Below are 16,411 nucleotides of genomic sequence, written 5' to 3'. Positions count from 1 at the left end.
CGTTTTGTTATCCGGTTTGAAGCCGTATGACCACTCCCTTTTGTGGGCAACTGTCAGGTGAATACCATCTCCATACAGGATATTAATCCCAAAACCTATCACCCCAACGGCGGCGTGCGTGGCGGCACCCTGCGCTTGCTGCCGGTGGACTCGAAGGCCGAGGCGACGCGTAGCAGGTTGTTGTCGTCATAGGCGCGACCGGCGAAGGTCAGGCCCACCGGCATACCGATATCGGCCATGACGCCCATGGGGACTGTCACGGTCGGCACGCCGAGATGGCGGATGGCGAGGTTGCCGTTGGCAACCCAGATGCCATTGCTCCAGGCGATATCGGCGGAGGCCGGATTCACATCCGCATCAGCCGGGGCGACGTCGGCAACGGTGGGGAACAGCACGGCGTCGAGCTTGAGCCCGTCCATCCAGTCCTCCAAATCCAGCTTGCGAGTCTTCTCCAGAGCGCGCAGGCCATCCGGCACTGTGGGGATCTCGTCAAAGCGCTTGATGCCACGCTTGGCCATATTGACGTACTCGTCCATGCCCGCCGCCAGATCGCCCTCGCGGTTCGGCAGGGTGCCCGGGTCGTGGGGGAAGATCTTCGGCCCATCGACATCGGCCAGCTTGTTGAGCTTGGGATCGCCATTGGCGCGCAGGAAGTCGTCGAACGCCCAGCCGGAGAGCTCCCACAGCTCGTCATTAAGAAACTCCGGGCTCACGATGCCGCGATTGAACACGGTCGGCGCGCCGGGTCTGTCCCCTTCGCAGTTGGAGACCAGCGGGAAGTCCACTTCGATGACTTCGGCGCCAGCGGCTTCCAGCGCCTTGCGCGCAACTTCCCAGAGGGCAATTACGGTCTCGCGGGTATGAATGCGCTGACCGGTCGGGCCGCCGATGCCGGGGTTGTCGCTGGTGCCGGCCAGTTCATCCTTGTTGATAAACATGCGCGGCACGCCGAGGCGCTTGCCCTTGAGGGCATCGGGCTTGGCAGCCAGATCCAGATAGGAAGCCGGACGCACTTCAGAGGCCTTGGGCAGCTGCACCCAGGGCTGCATGCGCCACAGATCGCCACGGGTATCAGCATCGTCGGCCACCACTACATCGAGCACTTCCAGCAGATCGGCCATGGTGCGGGCATAGGGCACCACCACATCCATGGTTGGAGTCAGCGGCCAGTTGCCGCGCACCGAGATGACGCCACGGGACGGGGTGTAGGCGCACAGGCCGTTGTTGGAAGCCGGGCCACGGCCGCTCGACCAGGTCTCTTCGGCCAGACCAAAGGCGGAGAAGCTGGCGGCGGTGGCGGTACCAGCGCCGTTGGAGGAGCCGGAAGCAAACGGCGCGGTCAGGTAGTCGGCGTTGTAGGGGCTCTCGGCACGGCCATAGACGCCGCGCTGCATGCCGCCATTGGCCATCGGCGGCATATTGGTTTTGCCAAGGCAGATGGCACCGGCGGCGCGCAAGCGCTCAACGGTAAAGGCATCGCGCTGGGCCACCAGATCCTTGAAGGCCGGGCTGCCGGAGGCGGCGGTCAGCCCCTTGACCAGATAGCTGTCTTTGGCGGTGTAGGGGATGCCGTCGAGCGGGCTCAGGGTCTCGCCACGGGCACGGCGGGCATCGGAAGCTTCGGCCTCTTTCAGCGCATCGGGATTGGCGACCACCACGGCATTGAGTTTGGTGGCAGTCTCGGGGCCGTTGTAGGCCTCGATCCGGGCCAGATAGGCCTTGACCAGTTCGACCGCTGTGGTGCGGCCTGATTCGAGCGCGGCACGCAGCTCGGCAATGGAAACCTCGGTCACTTCGATCATGGGGATCTCCTGTAAAAGGGTGACTGTTTGTCATGATGATCGCCGCATCGGCGCCTGCGACCATCACGTCATCAAGGGATAAAACCCCACTGAGTGGGGTTTTGAATACCAACCTCGGCTGGCTTGGAATCGGTTTACGACCCGTCGCGAGAGGCCGGAAGCTCAGTGAAGAGCAGCGCAGGAACCGGAGCGTATTAACATACGTGAGCCCTCGGTTTCACATAAGCGAGCAGCACATGAGCCTTGATCACGGTCTCGCAGCAGGATCGTCATCCGGTTCTTATTTGCCGGAGGGGATCTGCTGAGTAATGCAGTGGATATTGCCACCGCCCAGCAGGATCTCGCGGGCCGGTACGCCGACCACGGTGTGATCCGGGAAGATCTCTTCCAGAATGCGCTGGGCTTCGCCATCGGTGGCGGCATCCAGCAGCGGATAGACGATGCGATCGTTGGTGATGAGGAAGTTCACGTAGGAACCGGCCAGACGGCCTTCTGCCTCGCGCGGCACACCGCTGCCGCTCTCGACGCCGGTAGACTCCTCTTCAGTGCAGAACAGCGGGCCCGGCTGGGGCAGCTTCCACACTTTCAGCTTGCGACCCTTGGCATCGACCGCCGCTTCCAGCACCTTGAGGGCGGCCAGGGAGCGGGCGTACTGGGGATCGTTCTCGTCATCGGTCCAGTGCAGGGCCACTTCACCTGGGCGCACGAAGCAGCACATATTGTCGATGTGGCCGTCTGTTTCATCCATGTAGACGCCTTCGTCCAGCCAGATAAAACTGGTGACACCCAGATAGTCGCGCAGGTGAGCTTCGATCTGCTCTTTGGTCAGGTGCGGGTTGCGGTTTTCGTTGAGCAGGCACTCGGCGGTGGTCAGGCAGGTGCCTTCGCCATCCACATGGATGGAGCCCCCTTCCAGGATGAGCGGCGCGGCGTAACGATCCATGCCGTGCTGCTCCAGCATCTGTGCCGCCACTTTCTCGTCCTGATCCCAGGGGTAGTAGAGGCCGCCCTTGTGGCCGCCCCAGGCGTTGAAGCCCCAGTCCACCCCACGGCACTCGCCTGCGGCGTTGGTGACCACGGTGGGGCCAGTGTCGCGGGCCCAGCAGTCATCGCTGGCCATCTCCACCAGGGTGACGTGGGCGGGCATGATGGCACGGGCCTGCTCCATAAACTGGGCCGGCACCCCCATAAAGACCGGCGTCGCGCCACCGATGGCATCGGCCACCTTGGCGAAGGTGGCCTGGGCGAAGCGACCGGCTTCCCGCCAGTTGTCCGGGCGGAACGGCCAGATCATCCAGACGGCCTGTTGGTGAGCCCACTCGGCGGGCATGGTGAAGCCGTCGGCGGCCGGCGTGGAATTCATGGTCTTGATGCTCATCGCAAGGCTCCTTGCATGGATTGAGGCCCCCGATTTGCCTGGGAACCCTGAAAAAATAAGAGTGGGTCGCAGTGTAAGAAGTTGCGCGCCCATCCATCAAATGAATAGGATTAATTGTCCCATAAACACGGCGAATAATCCCCCCATGAAACTGCACCAGCTCGACCTCAATCTGCTGCTCGCCTTTGACGCCCTGATGACGCAAGGGAGCGTGACCCGCGCCGCCGAATCGCTCTTTATCAGCCAGCCCGCCATGAGCCACTCCCTCGGCCGGTTGCGGGCCTTTCTCGGCGACCCGCTGCTGGTGCGCACGCCCCAGGGGATGTTGCCGACTCCCCGGGCCCAGCGGCTGCATCTGGGGGTGCAGCAGGCGCTGCGGCTGCTGGAGCAGCAACTCTGGGAGGAGGACGAGTTCGCGCCGCGCCAGTCGAAGCGCCGCTTCGTGCTCTGCACCACGGATTACGTGGAATGCGTGCTGATCCCGCCCCTTATCCAGCGCCTCAGGAAGCTGGCCCCCGGCGTCACCATCGAAATCCGCATCCTGCGCGATACCCTGCCCGAAGCCGAGCTGGCGAGCGGCGAGATAGATCTAGTGCTGGGGTTTGACGAGTACATGCAGGTGCCGGGGTATCTGGGCAAGGAGACCTGGCTCACCGAACCCCTGGCCGGGCTGGTGCGCGCCACCCTGGAGCTGGAGGAGGAGCGCATCACCCTCGACCAGCTAATCGAGATGCCCCATGTGTTCCACTCGCCGCTCGGCACCTCGGAGGCGAGCCTCGACCGCTATTTGCAGAGCCTGGGCCATAACCGCACCATCTCGGTCAACAGCCAGAGCTATATGTCCGCCGCCGCCATCGTGAGCCAGAGCGACCACCTGCTGGTACTGCCCAGCATGGTGGCCGAGCTGCTCGCCAGCCACTGGCCGCTGAAAAGCCTGCCCCTGCCCGACGACGTGCCGGACTATCACCTCAACTGCGTCTGGCATCCGGTCCACGCCCAGCAACCGGCCTTGATCTGGTTGAAGGCATTGATGAAGGATCTGGTCAGCCCCGCGTAAACCCGCAGCGTCTGGCATACCAAAGCAGCATGCGCAGCAGCCGGCCCAGGTGTGGCTCAAGCATCTGATGAAAGAGCTGGTGACTCCTGAATAACCCGACGGCGTGTGACTCCCCCCCTCATCCCCAACCCTTCTCCCGCAAGGGGAGAAGGGAGCGGATCTGCGCCACTGGCAGCATCGCAAACAACCTGTCTGCTAGGGCGAAATACATCCCACCAGCACATCGACCTGTCGATTCATCAGCTCATCAGCTCATCAGTTCATCAGTTCATCAGTTCATCAGTTCATCAGTTCATCAGTTCATCAGTTCATCAGTTCATCAGTTCATCAGTTCACGATGGCCCCGAGATGACCAACAAGATGACAACTGTTACTCGATCTGTCCCCTCTCCCTCTGGGAGAGGGCCAGGGTGAGGGGACGCCACCCACTCAGTCACCAGACCGGGGAATGGCTATATCTAATAGGTTCAAACAGCTCTGGATAAGCACCATGAGAACCCATCCGTTTGCCAGGCGCATGAGGCGAGAAGCCACCCTTGCCGAACAGAAACTGTGGCTGCAATTGCGCGACCGCCGCCTGGCTGGGGTGAAATTCCGTCGCCAGATGCCCATCGGGCCCTACATTGTCGATTTCATCTCGCTTGAGCAGAGGCTGATCATCGAGGTAGATGGGTCACAGCACAACGAACCGGCCGGACGGCAACATGATGGCGCAAGAACGGCCTACCTCAATCAGCAGGGCTTTCGGGTGATCCGGGTGTGGAATAACGATGTATTGAGTCGGATAGAGGCCGTACTGGAACTTCTTTTGCTCTCTTTGCGCTGAGCACGAGCCCTCCCCTCATCCCCAGCCCTTCTACCATTCTTTTGTAAATAAGTGGGAGAAGGGAGCAAACAACCCGGCGGCGTGTGGCATCCCAGCAACAACAAAGGCTCCCGCAAGGGGAGAAGGGAGCAAACAACCCAGCGGCGTGTGGCCTCCCCCAGAAACAGCCATGGCTCCCGCAAGGGGAGAAGGGAGCAAACAACCCAGCGGCGTGTGGCATCCCCAGAAACAACCATGGCTCCCGCAAGGGGGAGAAGGGGGCAAAAACCCTGCTGCGAGGGGCATGCCCAGCAACAACAAAGGCTCCCGCGGGAGCCTTTGTTGTTTACATCTTCGCCATCACGCCCGCAGGGCGCTCATCATCCGGGCAACGACACCGGCCAGCAGAGGGCGGTCGGGGTGACACTGGGCGAAGGTGACCAGTCCCTGGATATGGACCTGCAAGAAGGCGGTCAGGGTGGGGATGTCCCCCTCTTTTGCCAGCTCTCCCTGCGCCTTTGCCAGGGCCAGCTGCCCGGCCAGATCCTGTTCCAGCTCGCCGTAGATGGCCTTGAAGCGAAGGTGCAGCTCCTCGTCCTGCTCCGCCAGCTCCATCAGGGTGCGGGTCAGCAGGCAGGAGCCCTGCAGGGCATCGTCCACCACCTGCTCGAGGAAGGCGTGCAGCCCCGCCAGCGGACTGGGCTGTGCCAGGCAGCGACGGCGCAGGGCTCCCTTCTCTGCCACATAGTGATCGACCGCCGCCAGCAGCAGGCCGCGTTTGTTGCCAAAGGCGGCATAGAGGCTGCCGGGGTGCAGGCCGGTTGCGGCCACCAGCTCCTGCATGGTGGTCTTGGCATAGCCTTTGGCGCGAAAGGCTTCCATGGCGTTTCGCAAGACGGCATCCCGATCGTATTCGGCGCTGCGCATGGGGTCTCCGGTGGCAAGGTCCCGCGGGACGGAAAAAACAGGGCGGCAAGTTTACCCCAGCCTCCCCCGTCAATCCATGTTGAATGCTTGTTCAAAAAATACTTGCACACAAACCAAAAAACGTCTTGAATGCCCGTTCAAGAATCACTCCCTCAGGACAGACGATCATGAATACCCTGTTTCAGCCCTATCGCCTCAACGACACCCTCACCCTCGCGAACCGTTTCATGATGGCCCCCCTCACCCGCTGCATGGCTGGCCCGGGTCTGGTGCCCACCGAACAGATGGCCGCCTACTACGGCCGCCGCGCCGACATCGGCCTCATCATCTCCGAAGCCACCATCATCCGTCCGGACGGGCAGGGCTACCCCAATACCCCGGGGCTCTACAGCGCCGAACAGATCGCCGGCTGGAAGAAAGTGACCAGCGCCGTGCATGCCAACGGCGGCAAGATCTTCGCCCAGCTGTGGCACGTGGGCCGTCTCTCCCACCCCTTCTTCCACCACGCCGAAGTGCTGGCCCCCTCCGCCGTCGCCCATGAGGGCACGGTGCCGCGCATGCGCGAGCTGGTCTATCAGGTACCCCGCGCCCTGACCGGGAGCGAAATCGCCCAGCTGGTCGAGGATTACGCCCAGGCCGCCGCCAACGCCATCGAAGCGGGCTTTGACGGGGTGGAGATCCACGGTGCCAACGGCTACCTCATCGATCAGTTCCTGCACCACGCCAGCAACCTGCGCACCGACAACTACGGCGGCAGCCCCGAGAACATGAGCCGCTTCGCCCTCGAGGTAGTGGATGCCATCGCCGCCCGCATTGGCGGGGATCGCACCGGCCTTCGTCTCTCCCCCGGCGCCTATGTGCACCTGGAAGGGGATGCCCGGGATCGCGCCGTGTTCGACCACCTGCTGGCCGAGCTGAACCAGCGTACTCTGGCCTATCTGCACCTGGGTATCTTCGATGACAGCCTCACCTTCGACTACCTGGACGGCCGCGCCTCCGACTACCTGCGTGCCCGCTACGACGGCCACCTGGTGGGGGTGGGCAACTACAGCGCCGAGACCGCGCTCGAGGCCATCGAGGCGGACCGCTTCGACCTCGTCGCCATCGGTCGCCCCCTCATCGCCAACCCGGACTACCTCGCCAAGGTGAAACAGGGCGACGCCCTGGTGCCCTATGCCGACACCATGCTGGCCGAGCTGGTCTAACCCTCGCCGGCACCTTGCCAGACCAAGGATGGGATCCGCGCCCCCGCGCGGGTTTCCAATGTTTGGGCCCTCTCCCGGGCCCTTTTTTCTGCCTGTCTTTCGCCCTTTTTCACGCAAATGGTTGTCATCAACAACCAAAAGATGGTATTGGTTGCGCATAACAACCAAATGCCATCACAAGGAGACAACCCCATGGATCCCCGCCCCCTGCGCGCCCTGTCGAGGGAACTGGTACGCGAACTCGGCATGCTCTCCCAGCAGTGCGGCTCGCTGGCCCTGAGCCCCCTGGAGGCCCACCTGCTCATCGAGCTGGAGAACGGTCCCGCCACCAACCAGCAGCTTGCCGAGCGCCTTCGCATCGACAAGTCCAACGCCAGCCGCCCCCTGGCCCGCCTCGCCGAGCGGGAGCTGATCGCCTGGCAACCCCACCCCTCGGACGGGCGCAGCAAGGAGGCGAGCCTCACCGAGCCGGGCAAGGCACAGCTTGAGGAGCTGCACCGGCAGATGGACGAGACCATGGCGGGGGCCCTGGCCCAGCTCTCCCCCGCCGAGTGCGAGCAGATCTGGGAGGGCATGCGGCTCTATCGCAGCGCCCTCTCCCGCGCCCGCCGCCAGCAGGGGTTCGTCATCCGCCCCATCACCCCGGCCGACAATCCCCGGATCGCCGCCGTGGTGCGCGCCGTCTCCGCCGAATACGGCCTCACCGCCGACAAGGGGTACGGGGTAGCGGATCCCAACCTCGATTTTCTCCACGAGACCTATCAGGGGGAGCGCAGCCGCTACTGGGTGATTGAGGGGCCGGACGGCACCATTCTTGGCGGGGGCGGCATAGCGCCGCTGGCGGGGGCAGCGGATGTATGCGAGCTGCAGAAGATGTACTTCCTGCCCGCCCTGCGGGGGCTGGGGCTGGGACGGCGGCTGGTGCTGCAGGCGCTGGCCGAGGCTCGCGCCCTGGGTTACCAGCGCTGCTATCTGGAGACCACCGCCGTGCTGCGGGAAGCCACCGCCCTCTATGAATCCCTGGGCTTCGAACACCTGCCGGGGCCCCTTGGCTGCACAGGCCACGACGCCTGCGAGATCTGCATGGTGCTGGCGCTCGACTAGGGAAAGTGCGAACAAGTATCCCAAGAACAAAAAATGAAAATTTTAGTCATTTAATATCAATGGGTTACCAGTAAATGCTCTCGTGCCATATGACTTATTCGCACCTTCCCTAGCTCAAACAACAACAAGGGGCCCATGGCCCCTTATTGTTTCATCTTGCGCCCCCTGATCAGCCAGCGCGCTGCTCCAGGGTCCCAGCAGGCCGGGAAAGCGGTCGCTTGGCCCAGACCCCGGCCAGCAGAGAGCCGGACAGGTTGTGCCAGACCGAGAAGAGGGTGCCAGCCATGGCCGAGGCGGGAGTGAAGAATTTCATGGCCAGCGCCGTGGCGAGGCCAGAATTCTGCAACCCCACTTCGAAGGCCACGGTGCGGCAGATCCGCTCCTCAAAGCCCAGCCAGCGACTGACCCAGTAGCCCGCCACAATGCCGATGCCGTTGTGCAGGATCACCGCCAGCGCCACGATGGGGCCGATGCTGGCGAACTGCCCTGCGTTGAGGGCGACCACGATGGCGATGATCATGACGATGGCGGCCATGGAGACGAGCGGCAGCACGGGCTCGATACGTGCCGTCAGGGAGTGGAGGAAGACATTGGCAACCACCCCGAACACCACAGGGATCAGCACTATCTTCACCAGGCTCAGCAGCATGTCCAGCACCGGCACGTCGACGCTCTTGCCAGCCAGCAGCTGCACCAGCAGGGGGGTGACGAGGACCCCGAGCAGGGTGGAGAGAGCTGTCATGGTGATGGAGAGAGCCACATCGCCCTTGGCCAGATAGCACATCACGTTGGAAGAGGTGCCACCGGCGACGCTGCCCACCAGCACCATTCCCACGGTCAACTCGGCATCAAAGCCCAGCAACAGGCTGACCAGCAGAGCGGCCAGCGGCATCACGCTGAACTGCAATACCAGCCCGAGGCCGATGGCCTTCTTGTTGCGCACCACGTCGAGGAAGTTCTGGGGTTTGAGGGTCAGCCCCATGGCCAGCATGATGATGGTCAGCAGCGGCACTATCTGGCCCTTGAGGCCGACGAAGGGCTCGGGCTGCCAGTAGGCCAGCAGGGAAAACAGCAGGGCCCAAAGCGGGAAGAGGTGGGTGATGCGTCCAAGCATGGTGTACTCCTTGTTATTGTCCAGACGCGGGCAGACCAGGGGATGCCCGCAGGGAACTTTCTCTTATACCAGCTTTGTCGCCGGCAGGCCCGTGTCGCGGCGCTCAGGAAGGGAAATAGAACCAGGCGGTCTGGATAAGACCCTCCTTCACCTCGAACACCGCCACGCTCTCGATGGGCTCAAGGGAGAGGCCATGGATCAGCTCGTGATCAAACACCTTGTTGCCCAAGACGGTGCGTGACAGCAGCTCGGCCTTGAGCAGCGGGTTGTTGAATCTGTGCTCCGCATAGAAGGCCCGCAGCGCCCCCTTGCCGACTGTGCTCGGCGTCTCGGTCGGCATGCGATAGCCTTTGAAATCCGGGGCAAAGCAGGCCACGAAGGCATCGAGATCGTGGGCATTGTAGGCGGCAAACTGCGCCTCTACGGGTTGGGTGACGGACATGTCTCTCTCCATGGGTGAAATTTAAATCACTTATCCTTGATTTTTATTCATTCATCAAGCCCCGGATGGGGATCGCCGCCCCTTCCAATGACACGCCCCATAACAAAAAACCCCGCCGAAGCGGGGTCTCTCTGGTCATCAGCCACCCGCTGGGTGCGGGCAGGGTGATCAGTGTTCGCGGGTCTGGCGGAAGTGAACGTCCGGGTGACGCTCCTGGGCCAGGCGCAGGTTGACCATGGTCGGCGCGATGTAGGTGAGGTTGTCACCCCCATCGAGGGCCAGGTTGACCTCGTTCTTGCGCTTGAACTCCTCGAACTTCTTGACGTCGGTCCCTTCCACCCAGCGGGCGGTGGCGACGTTGACCGCCTCGTAGATGGCCTCGACGTTGTACTCGCTCTTGAGGCGCGAGACCACCACGTCGAACTGCAGCACACCGACCGCACCGACGATGAGATCGTTGCTGATGAGCGGACGGAACACCTGCACCGCCCCCTCTTCGGAGAGCTGCACCAACCCCTTGAGCAGTTGCTTCTGCTTGAGGGGGTCACGCAGGCGGATACGGCGGAACAGTTCAGGTGCGAAGTTCGGGATGCCGGTGAACTTGAGATCTTCACCCTGGGTGAAGGTGTCGCCGATCTGGATGGTGCCGTGGTTGTGCAGACCGATGATGTCGCCGGCACAGGCCTCGACCGCCTGTTCACGGTCACCGGCCATGAAGGTGACGGCGTCGGAGATGTTCACGTCCTTGCCGATGCGCACGTGGCGCATCTTCATGCCCTTGCTGTAAGTACCTGACACGATACGCATGAAGGCGATACGGTCGCGGTGTTTCGGGTCCATGTTCGCCTGGATCTTGAACACGAAACCGGAGAACTTCTCCTCAGTCGCCACCACTTCGCGGCTCTCGGCCTTGCGCGGCATGGGGGCTGGCGCCCAGTCTGTCAGGCCGTCCAGCATGTGGTCGACACCGAAGTTGCCAAGGGCGGTCCCGAAGAAGACCGGGGTCATCTCGCCGGCGATGAAGGCGTCGTGATCGAACTCGGGAGAGGCGCCCTGCACCAGCTCCAGCTCGCCACGCAGCTGGGCAGCCAGATCGTCGCCGATGGCCGCGTCCAGCTCGGGGTTGTTCAACCCCTTGACCACCCGCTTCTCCTGGATGGTGTGGCCCTGACCGCTCTGATACAGGTAGGTCTCGTCCTTGTAGAGGTGATAGACACCCTTGAAGGACTTGCCGCAGCCGATGGGCCAGGTGATGGGGGCGCACATGATGTTGAGCTCGCGCTCCACCTCGTCCATGACCTCCATCGGGTCGCGCACTTCGCGGTCCAGCTTGTTCATGAAGGTGAGGATGGGGGTATCCCGCAGACGGGTCACTTCCATCAGCTTGCGGGTCCGGTCTTCAACACCCTTGGCGGCGTCGATGACCATCAGGCAGCAGTCGACCGCCGTGAGAGTACGGTAGGTATCTTCGGAGAAGTCCTCGTGACCCGGGGTATCGAGCAGGTTGACCAGGCAGTCGGCATAGGGGAACTGCATCACGGAAGTGGTGATGGAGATACCGCGCTGCTTCTCCATCTCCATCCAGTCGGATTTGGCGTGCTGGCCCGAGCCACGGCCCTTGACGGTACCGGCGCGCTGAATGGCCTGTCCGAACAGCAGGACCTTTTCGGTGATGGTGGTTTTACCCGCATCCGGGTGCGAGATGATCGCAAAAGTGCGTCTCTTGGAGACTTCACTCAGAAATTCAGCTGACATAATTCAACGTTCTTCTATTGAGCGGCGGCCTGGAGCCACCGTGGGAAAAATGCGGGACAGCACCTTGGAATCAGGGCGCCCATGCAGACAACGACACCACGCGGGCGGGTCAGTGACCACCGGTGGAGACAGGAGAAGCGCGTTGCATTACATGGGTCTGGCCCCGGATCAAAGCAAAATTGCGCGGCATTATACCCGCGCGAGTGAAAAATACCCAGCCCGCTATCACGGGGGCCCGGAGTCGGCCTCACCGGGCCGTCATCACCCGGTTGCGCCCCGCCAGCTTGGCCTCGTACATGGCCTCGTCGGCCCGGCGTACCAGCTCGCCCAGGTTGTCATCCTCGGGTTTGTACTGGGCGCAGCCGATGCTGATGCGGATGGGATGATCCGCAGGCACCCCCTCAATCTCGAGACGGGCGACGGCCTGGCGGATCCGCTCCGCCACCTCGACGGCCTCGCCCAGGAGGGTATCCGGCAGCAGCACCAGAAACTCCTCGCCGCCGTTGCGCCCCACCCTGTCGAGGCTGCGCAACTGCTCCTCGATGCACTGGGCCACGGCGGTGAGCACCCTGTCCCCCACGTGGTGGCCCAGCTGGTCGTTCACCTTCTTGAAGTGATCCACATCCAGCAGCAGCACGCACAGGGGTTTGCCCTCCTCCCGCGCCTGGGTGAACCATTTGCGCCCCTTGGCCTGGATCTGGCGCCGGTTGTGGATGCCGGTCAGTTCGTCCGTCATGGCGAGGCGCTGCATCTTGCGGGTGCGCCCGCGCTGGTGCACCACCAGGGTACCCATCACCACCAGCAGCAGGGCCACCACCAGGTATTGCCAGTAGCGCCGCTCCTGCAACTGCTTGAGTTTCTCCGCCTGCAACTGCTGCTGGGACCTGAGGCTCTGGTTTTCCAGCTCCTTGCGGGCGAGATCGAACTCGAAACGCATCTGCAAGGAGCGCTGCTCCCGCAATCTGAGCTCGAGGGCCTGGCGGGTCTCGACATAGGTCTTGAGGCTGGTGAGGGCCGACTGGATATGCCCCTGACGCTCCAGCACCCGGGCCCGTGTCTCATGCACCCGGGCGAGGAAGCGCAGGTTCTGCTCCCGGGTAAAGATGGGCTCGGCCTCGTCCAGGTGCCGCAGCGCCTCGCCGGGGCGGTTCAGGGCCTCGAGGACCTCGGCCATGACGAGGTGCCAGTGGCCCAGGGTGACGCTGTCCGCCCCCTCCCCCTGATGAAGGGAGGCTGCCGCCTGATCGAGCTTGGTCATGGCCTGGTCCGGCTTGCCCTGTTTCTGCAGGATTGTGGCCAGCTCGATCCGGCTCCAGGCCAGTACTCCTTCCTGCTTTGACCCCAGATAGTAACGCTCCGCTTCGGCCATCAGGGGCAGCGCCTTGTCGTACTCTTCGGTGTCGATGTAGAGGAGCCCCTGCTGGCTGTGAATGTCCACCAGGTGCTCCTCGTCCCCGAGCTGCCGGTAGTCGTGTTCCAGCTCGTTGAAGTAGCTCTCGGCCCGCTCATAGAGCCCCATCCTGCGATAGGCATTGGCAATATTGGCGAGCCCCTCGCGCCCCTTGGCCTCCAGCCCGAGCGCCTCGTAGCGCTGGTGGGCATCGATGAGATCCATCAGCCCCTCCGCCAGCTCCCCCTGGTAGGAGTACATCTCCCCCCGCAGACTCAGGATGTCGGCACGCTGGCGCTCATCCCCGAGCCGGCGAGCCAGGGTCAGGGCGGCGTCGTAATCCTCCCCGGCCCCGGCCATGTTGCCGAGCAGTTGCCGGTGATACCCGCGGCAGGCGAGCAACCCTACCTCGGTGACCCTGTCCTTGCGGGCACGGGCCTGCGCCAGCTCCTGCTCCTGCTCGGCAAACGCCACCGCGCGGCGAAACTCCTCGTCCCGTTCACTCGGCTGGGCCCAGCACTGCAGCCGGGCAAGGCGGCCCTGCACCTCGGGCGGATAGTGTGCCTATCCGGCAGTCAGGGCGGCGACGCGCTCGCGAAACACCTGCACCGGCATCGTCGACTCTTCCAGTCGCTGCAACGCCAGTTGCAACTCGTACCCAGCCAGTGGCGTCGCCTGGGCTAGGGCAACCCCCAGCAACAGACCACCTCCCATCAGGATCTTCATGCGGACATTTTCTCCTCTTCACTGGCCGGACGCCGCGCTCACCACTGTCATCATATCCCCACAGACTCTGGGCGCACAGCCGCCAGAGGGTGAGAAAACGCCTCATATCGAACGAGAGCCTCCCCTATCTCCTTCTTTACAGAAGGAGAGAGTGCATCGACTATATATGCTTTCGAACAGGGGAAGGGATGAGAAATGACCTACGAGGAGCTGAGGGAGGCTTACGACAGGTTGTTGCTGGAGAACGAGCGTCTCAAACGCATCGCGGATGACGCGCGGGAGAAGCTGGACGCAGCCATGGACGGCACCGGCCTGTGCATCTGGCAGAACCATGTGCCCACCGGCAAACTCATCATCTTCAACCGGCGCTGGGGCTCCATGCTCGGCTACCAGCCCAAGGAGCTGTCGGCCCACTTCGACGTCTGGCGCGCCCACCTGCACCCGGAGGACAGGGAGCAGGTGCTGCAGGCCTTCTTCGACCATCTGGAGGGCAAGAGCCCATTTTATCAGGCGATGCACCGCATGATCGCCAAGGATGGCAAGACCACCTGGGTGCTGGACCGGGGCCGGGTGGTGGAGCGGGATGATCAGGGCAACCCCGTCCGGGTGATGGGCACCCACATCGACATCACCCACGAGAAGGAGTACGAGCAGCAGCTCGCCCAGCTTGCCCACCGGGATCCCCTCACCGGCCTGTTCAACCGCACCGCGCTGCACCGCCACTTTCCAGGGGAGTACCAGGCCATCTGCTTCATCGATCTCGATGACTTCAAGCTGGTGAACGACAACCTGGGCCACCGGGCAGGTGACGAACTACTGGTCTCCCTCGCCCAGCGCCTTCGCCACTGCTGCGGCGAGGAGGTACGGCTGGGGCGCATCGGCGGGGACGAGTTCGTGCTGCTGCTGCCCTGGGCGTGCGACGATCCCCGCACCAGCCACCTCGCCCGCCAGTGCATCGATGCCATCGCCACCCCCTTCGAGCTGCCCAACGGGGACGCCTCGGTGGGACTGAGCATGGGAATTGCGGCCATCCGGCCCCAGGACGATTTCGGCGCGGCGCTGGCCCGGGCGGATCAGGCCATGTACAGGGTCAAGCGCAGCGGCAAGCGGGGTTTTTGCATTGCCCAGCCAAGCGGTCAGCCGCTGCTGGATCAGGAGCAGGTCAACGAACGGGGCCTCTACCACAGGCCCACTCTCTGAGCCTGAGCGCCCTCAATGGCGCTGCCAGCGCCGCAGCAGGCGTCCACGCAGGCCGCAATCGAGCAGCCAGCTGTTGTCGAACACCCGCAAAATGGCCGCCTTGGCGTGACGGGACATGGCGACCGCATGGAAGCGTGTCTGCTGCGCCCGTCGCCGGTTCATCCGCTCGAGCAGGGGGTGGGGCAGGTTCTGGGCGATGAAGTCGGAGATGACCAGCACGTCGGCCTTGGCAAAGGCGGGTTGTTCAAGCTGGGTCAGGGCCTGCTCCAGGCAGGGCACCAGATCGGTCCCCCCGTGAAAACTCATGGAGAGAAAACGCTCCGCCTTCTCAAGCCCGGTGTCGGCGGTAATCTCCAGGGTCGCCACCTCGGTGGAGAAGAGCATCAGATAGCAGCCCCGCTTCTCCTCCATCGCCCCCTTGAGCAGGGCGAGAAACAGCGCCTTGGCACACTCCTCCGGATAGCCCCCCATGGAACCTGACGTATCGACGCAGACGATGAAGGGGCCCCGCGGCTGCACCTCCTGCCCTCCCTGCTCGGGGGAGCGCAGCATCAGACGCTGGCGCGGCAGGGTGCCCCGCGACTGGTAGCTCAGCAGGCGCCGCTCCAGATAACGGCGATAGAACTCCAGCTCCAGCTCCGGCAGCGCCAGCATCACCGCCTCGCTCGGCAGGAGGCGCATCAGATCGCTGGCCGGGTGCACCCCCACCAGATCGTCCGGCACATCGTCACTTTGCACCTCCTCCAGCTCGTGCACAGGCACCGGCGGCAGCGTCCTGTCCTCGCTGCGCCGCTCCCGCTCGCTGCGCCCAAGCAGGGCGGCGATCTCCGCGAGCAGAGGCTCCTGCTGCAACATGCGGGCGTACTGCTTCACCAGCGCCAGGCTGCGCTTGTGCCAGCTCCCCTGGGCCAGATCCCAGAGCCCCCCGGCGGAGATCTGGTGCGGATCCAGGGCATCGGCCAGGGTCCGGTTGGCCAGCAGTTGATCCTCTATCTCCTGGCGCTGCTTCTCCCGCTCCGCCTCCGCTATCTGCTGCTGCAACTGCAACAGGCTGCCCACCAGGCTGGCGCGCCACTTCTCGATGAAGAGCTGGCGCAGCCCCTCGGTGGGCTGGGCCACTATCTGGCGCACCAGGCTGCGGGCATCCCCCGCAAAGGGGCTGTGCTGCTCAAGGGCTTCCAGCAAGGCAGGCAGGCGCCCCACCAGCTCCGGCAGAGGCAATTGCCGGTGGGCCTGATAGAGCAGGTATTCCCGCTCGAGGGCCACCGGCACCGGCTTGTGGCGCATCTCCTCCCCAAGCTGTTCGCTCCAGGTCTGGATTCGCTTTCTGAGCAGCTTCCCCTGCAGGGGCGAGCGCTTGAGGAACTCGGAGATCTTGGGGGTGGAGGCAAGCAGCAGCGCCATCTCCCCCGCCAGCTCCCCCTCCCCCATGAGCAGCCCCAGGTCCATCATGCCGATCTCTAGCATGGGCCACCCCGGACGTTGAGATGTGATGGAGTATCATGC

Annotated in this window: 14 protein-coding genes; 5 read left to right on the top strand and 9 right to left on the bottom strand. The window is 63.6% G+C overall.

Annotation, left to right across the window (positions count from 1 at the left end; translation table 11 throughout):
* Window positions 1–98: 98 nt before the first annotated feature.
* The gene (locus tag PG879_RS08840; RefSeq protein ID WP_210600614.1) at window positions 99–1,802 is read right to left on the bottom strand and encodes an amidase; all 1,704 of its coding nucleotides are present in this window, start codon (window positions 1,800–1,802) and stop codon (window positions 99–101) included.
* A gap of 280 nt (window positions 1,803–2,082) precedes the next feature.
* Window positions 2,083–3,180 (bottom strand): agmatine deiminase, encoded by a 1,098-nt coding sequence (gene aguA, locus PG879_RS08835; protein WP_210600616.1) that lies wholly within the window; start codon window positions 3,178–3,180, stop codon window positions 2,083–2,085.
* 145 nt (window positions 3,181–3,325) lie between these two features.
* Between aguA and PG879_RS08830 the strand changes: the two genes are divergently transcribed.
* Window positions 3,326–4,237: a LysR family transcriptional regulator gene (locus tag PG879_RS08830; protein WP_210600618.1), complete on the top strand. Its 912-nt coding sequence runs from the start codon at window positions 3,326–3,328 to the stop codon at window positions 4,235–4,237.
* A gap of 490 nt (window positions 4,238–4,727) precedes the next feature.
* On the top strand, window positions 4,728–5,063 hold the full coding sequence (locus PG879_RS08825) for an endonuclease domain-containing protein (protein WP_210600620.1): 336 nt from the start codon (window positions 4,728–4,730) through the stop codon (window positions 5,061–5,063).
* A 339-nt stretch (window positions 5,064–5,402) separates the two neighbouring features.
* Here the strand turns inward: PG879_RS08825 and PG879_RS08820 are convergent, their stop codons facing one another.
* Window positions 5,403–5,969, bottom strand: a complete 567-nt coding sequence (locus PG879_RS08820; protein WP_010672924.1) for a TetR/AcrR family transcriptional regulator — start codon at window positions 5,967–5,969, stop codon at window positions 5,403–5,405.
* Window positions 5,970–6,136: 167 nt separating this feature from the next.
* Between PG879_RS08820 and PG879_RS08815 the strand changes: the two genes are divergently transcribed.
* Together PG879_RS08815 and PG879_RS08810 are read left to right on the top strand one after the other, a co-directional pair.
* Window positions 6,137–7,174 (top strand): alkene reductase, encoded by a 1,038-nt coding sequence (locus tag PG879_RS08815; protein WP_041214552.1) that lies wholly within the window; start codon window positions 6,137–6,139, stop codon window positions 7,172–7,174.
* A gap of 192 nt (window positions 7,175–7,366) precedes the next feature.
* Window positions 7,367–8,278: a bifunctional helix-turn-helix transcriptional regulator/GNAT family N-acetyltransferase gene (locus tag PG879_RS08810; protein ID WP_113069660.1), complete on the top strand. Its 912-nt coding sequence runs from the start codon at window positions 7,367–7,369 to the stop codon at window positions 8,276–8,278.
* A 169-nt stretch (window positions 8,279–8,447) separates the two neighbouring features.
* Here PG879_RS08810 and PG879_RS08805 read toward each other — a convergent pair whose 3' ends face one another.
* The 5 genes from PG879_RS08805 to PG879_RS08785 form a co-directional block, all read right to left on the bottom strand.
* Complete coding sequence (locus tag PG879_RS08805; RefSeq protein ID WP_113069659.1) at window positions 8,448–9,392, bottom strand: bile acid:sodium symporter family protein; 945 nt, start codon at window positions 9,390–9,392, stop codon at window positions 8,448–8,450.
* A 103-nt stretch (window positions 9,393–9,495) separates the two neighbouring features.
* A complete protein-coding gene (locus PG879_RS08800; RefSeq protein WP_104451827.1) occupies window positions 9,496–9,834 on the bottom strand; it encodes a nuclear transport factor 2 family protein in 339 nt (112 codons plus the stop codon).
* A gap of 168 nt (window positions 9,835–10,002) precedes the next feature.
* A complete protein-coding gene (prfC, locus tag PG879_RS08795; RefSeq protein WP_089503670.1) occupies window positions 10,003–11,592 on the bottom strand; it encodes a peptide chain release factor 3 in 1,590 nt (529 codons plus the stop codon).
* Between the two features lie 244 nt (window positions 11,593–11,836).
* Window positions 11,837–13,525 carry a diguanylate cyclase gene (locus PG879_RS08790; RefSeq protein WP_270830011.1) on the bottom strand — a complete coding sequence of 563 codons (1,689 nt, stop codon included), beginning with the start codon at window positions 13,523–13,525 and terminating at the stop codon, window positions 11,837–11,839.
* Between the two features lie 18 nt (window positions 13,526–13,543).
* The gene (locus tag PG879_RS08785) at window positions 13,544–13,705 is read right to left on the bottom strand and encodes a hypothetical protein (RefSeq protein ID WP_234839593.1); all 162 of its coding nucleotides are present in this window, start codon (window positions 13,703–13,705) and stop codon (window positions 13,544–13,546) included.
* Between the two features lie 195 nt (window positions 13,706–13,900).
* Between PG879_RS08785 and PG879_RS08780 the strand changes: the two genes are divergently transcribed.
* A complete protein-coding gene (locus PG879_RS08780) occupies window positions 13,901–14,905 on the top strand; it encodes a sensor domain-containing diguanylate cyclase (RefSeq protein WP_210600622.1) in 1,005 nt (334 codons plus the stop codon).
* A 12-nt stretch (window positions 14,906–14,917) separates the two neighbouring features.
* Here the strand turns inward: PG879_RS08780 and viaA are convergent, their stop codons facing one another.
* Window positions 14,918–16,372, bottom strand: a complete 1,455-nt coding sequence (viaA, locus tag PG879_RS08775) for an ATPase RavA stimulator ViaA (RefSeq protein ID WP_029313704.1) — start codon at window positions 16,370–16,372, stop codon at window positions 14,918–14,920.
* Window positions 16,373–16,411: the final 39 nt, after the last annotated feature.

Source organism: Aeromonas sp. QDB63 (assembly GCF_027707425.1).
In the GTDB taxonomy this organism is placed as follows: Bacteria; Pseudomonadota; Gammaproteobacteria; order Enterobacterales; family Aeromonadaceae; genus Aeromonas; species Aeromonas caviae.
The sequence above is the reverse complement of the archived record's forward strand: the minus strand, read 5'-3'. Positions and strand labels throughout refer to the sequence as shown.

Bases quoted from the DNA above. Each gene is read 5' to 3' on its own strand.
- aguA (WP_210600616.1), bottom strand. From the start codon at position 3,180: ATGAGCATCAAGACCATGAATTCCACGCCGGCCGCCGACGGCTTCACC.
- PG879_RS08840 (WP_210600614.1), bottom strand. From the start codon at position 1,802: ATGATCGAAGTGACCGAGGTTTCCATTGCCGAGCTGCGTGCCGCGCTC.
- PG879_RS08800 (WP_104451827.1), bottom strand. From the start codon at position 9,834: ATGTCCGTCACCCAACCCGTAGAGGCGCAGTTTGCCGCCTACAATGCC.
- PG879_RS08820 (WP_010672924.1), bottom strand. From the start codon at position 5,969: ATGCGCAGCGCCGAATACGATCGGGATGCCGTCTTGCGAAACGCCATG.
- PG879_RS08780 (WP_210600622.1), top strand. From the start codon at position 13,901: ATGACCTACGAGGAGCTGAGGGAGGCTTACGACAGGTTGTTGCTGGAG.
- PG879_RS08825 (WP_210600620.1), top strand. From the start codon at position 4,728: ATGAGAACCCATCCGTTTGCCAGGCGCATGAGGCGAGAAGCCACCCTT.
- viaA (WP_029313704.1), bottom strand. From the start codon at position 16,372: ATGCTAGAGATCGGCATGATGGACCTGGGGCTGCTCATGGGGGAGGGG.
- PG879_RS08805 (WP_113069659.1), bottom strand. From the start codon at position 9,392: ATGCTTGGACGCATCACCCACCTCTTCCCGCTTTGGGCCCTGCTGTTT.
- PG879_RS08785 (WP_234839593.1), bottom strand. From the start codon at position 13,705: ATGAAGATCCTGATGGGAGGTGGTCTGTTGCTGGGGGTTGCCCTAGCC.
- PG879_RS08815 (WP_041214552.1), top strand. From the start codon at position 6,137: ATGAATACCCTGTTTCAGCCCTATCGCCTCAACGACACCCTCACCCTC.
- PG879_RS08830 (WP_210600618.1), top strand. From the start codon at position 3,326: ATGAAACTGCACCAGCTCGACCTCAATCTGCTGCTCGCCTTTGACGCC.
- PG879_RS08810 (WP_113069660.1), top strand. From the start codon at position 7,367: ATGGATCCCCGCCCCCTGCGCGCCCTGTCGAGGGAACTGGTACGCGAA.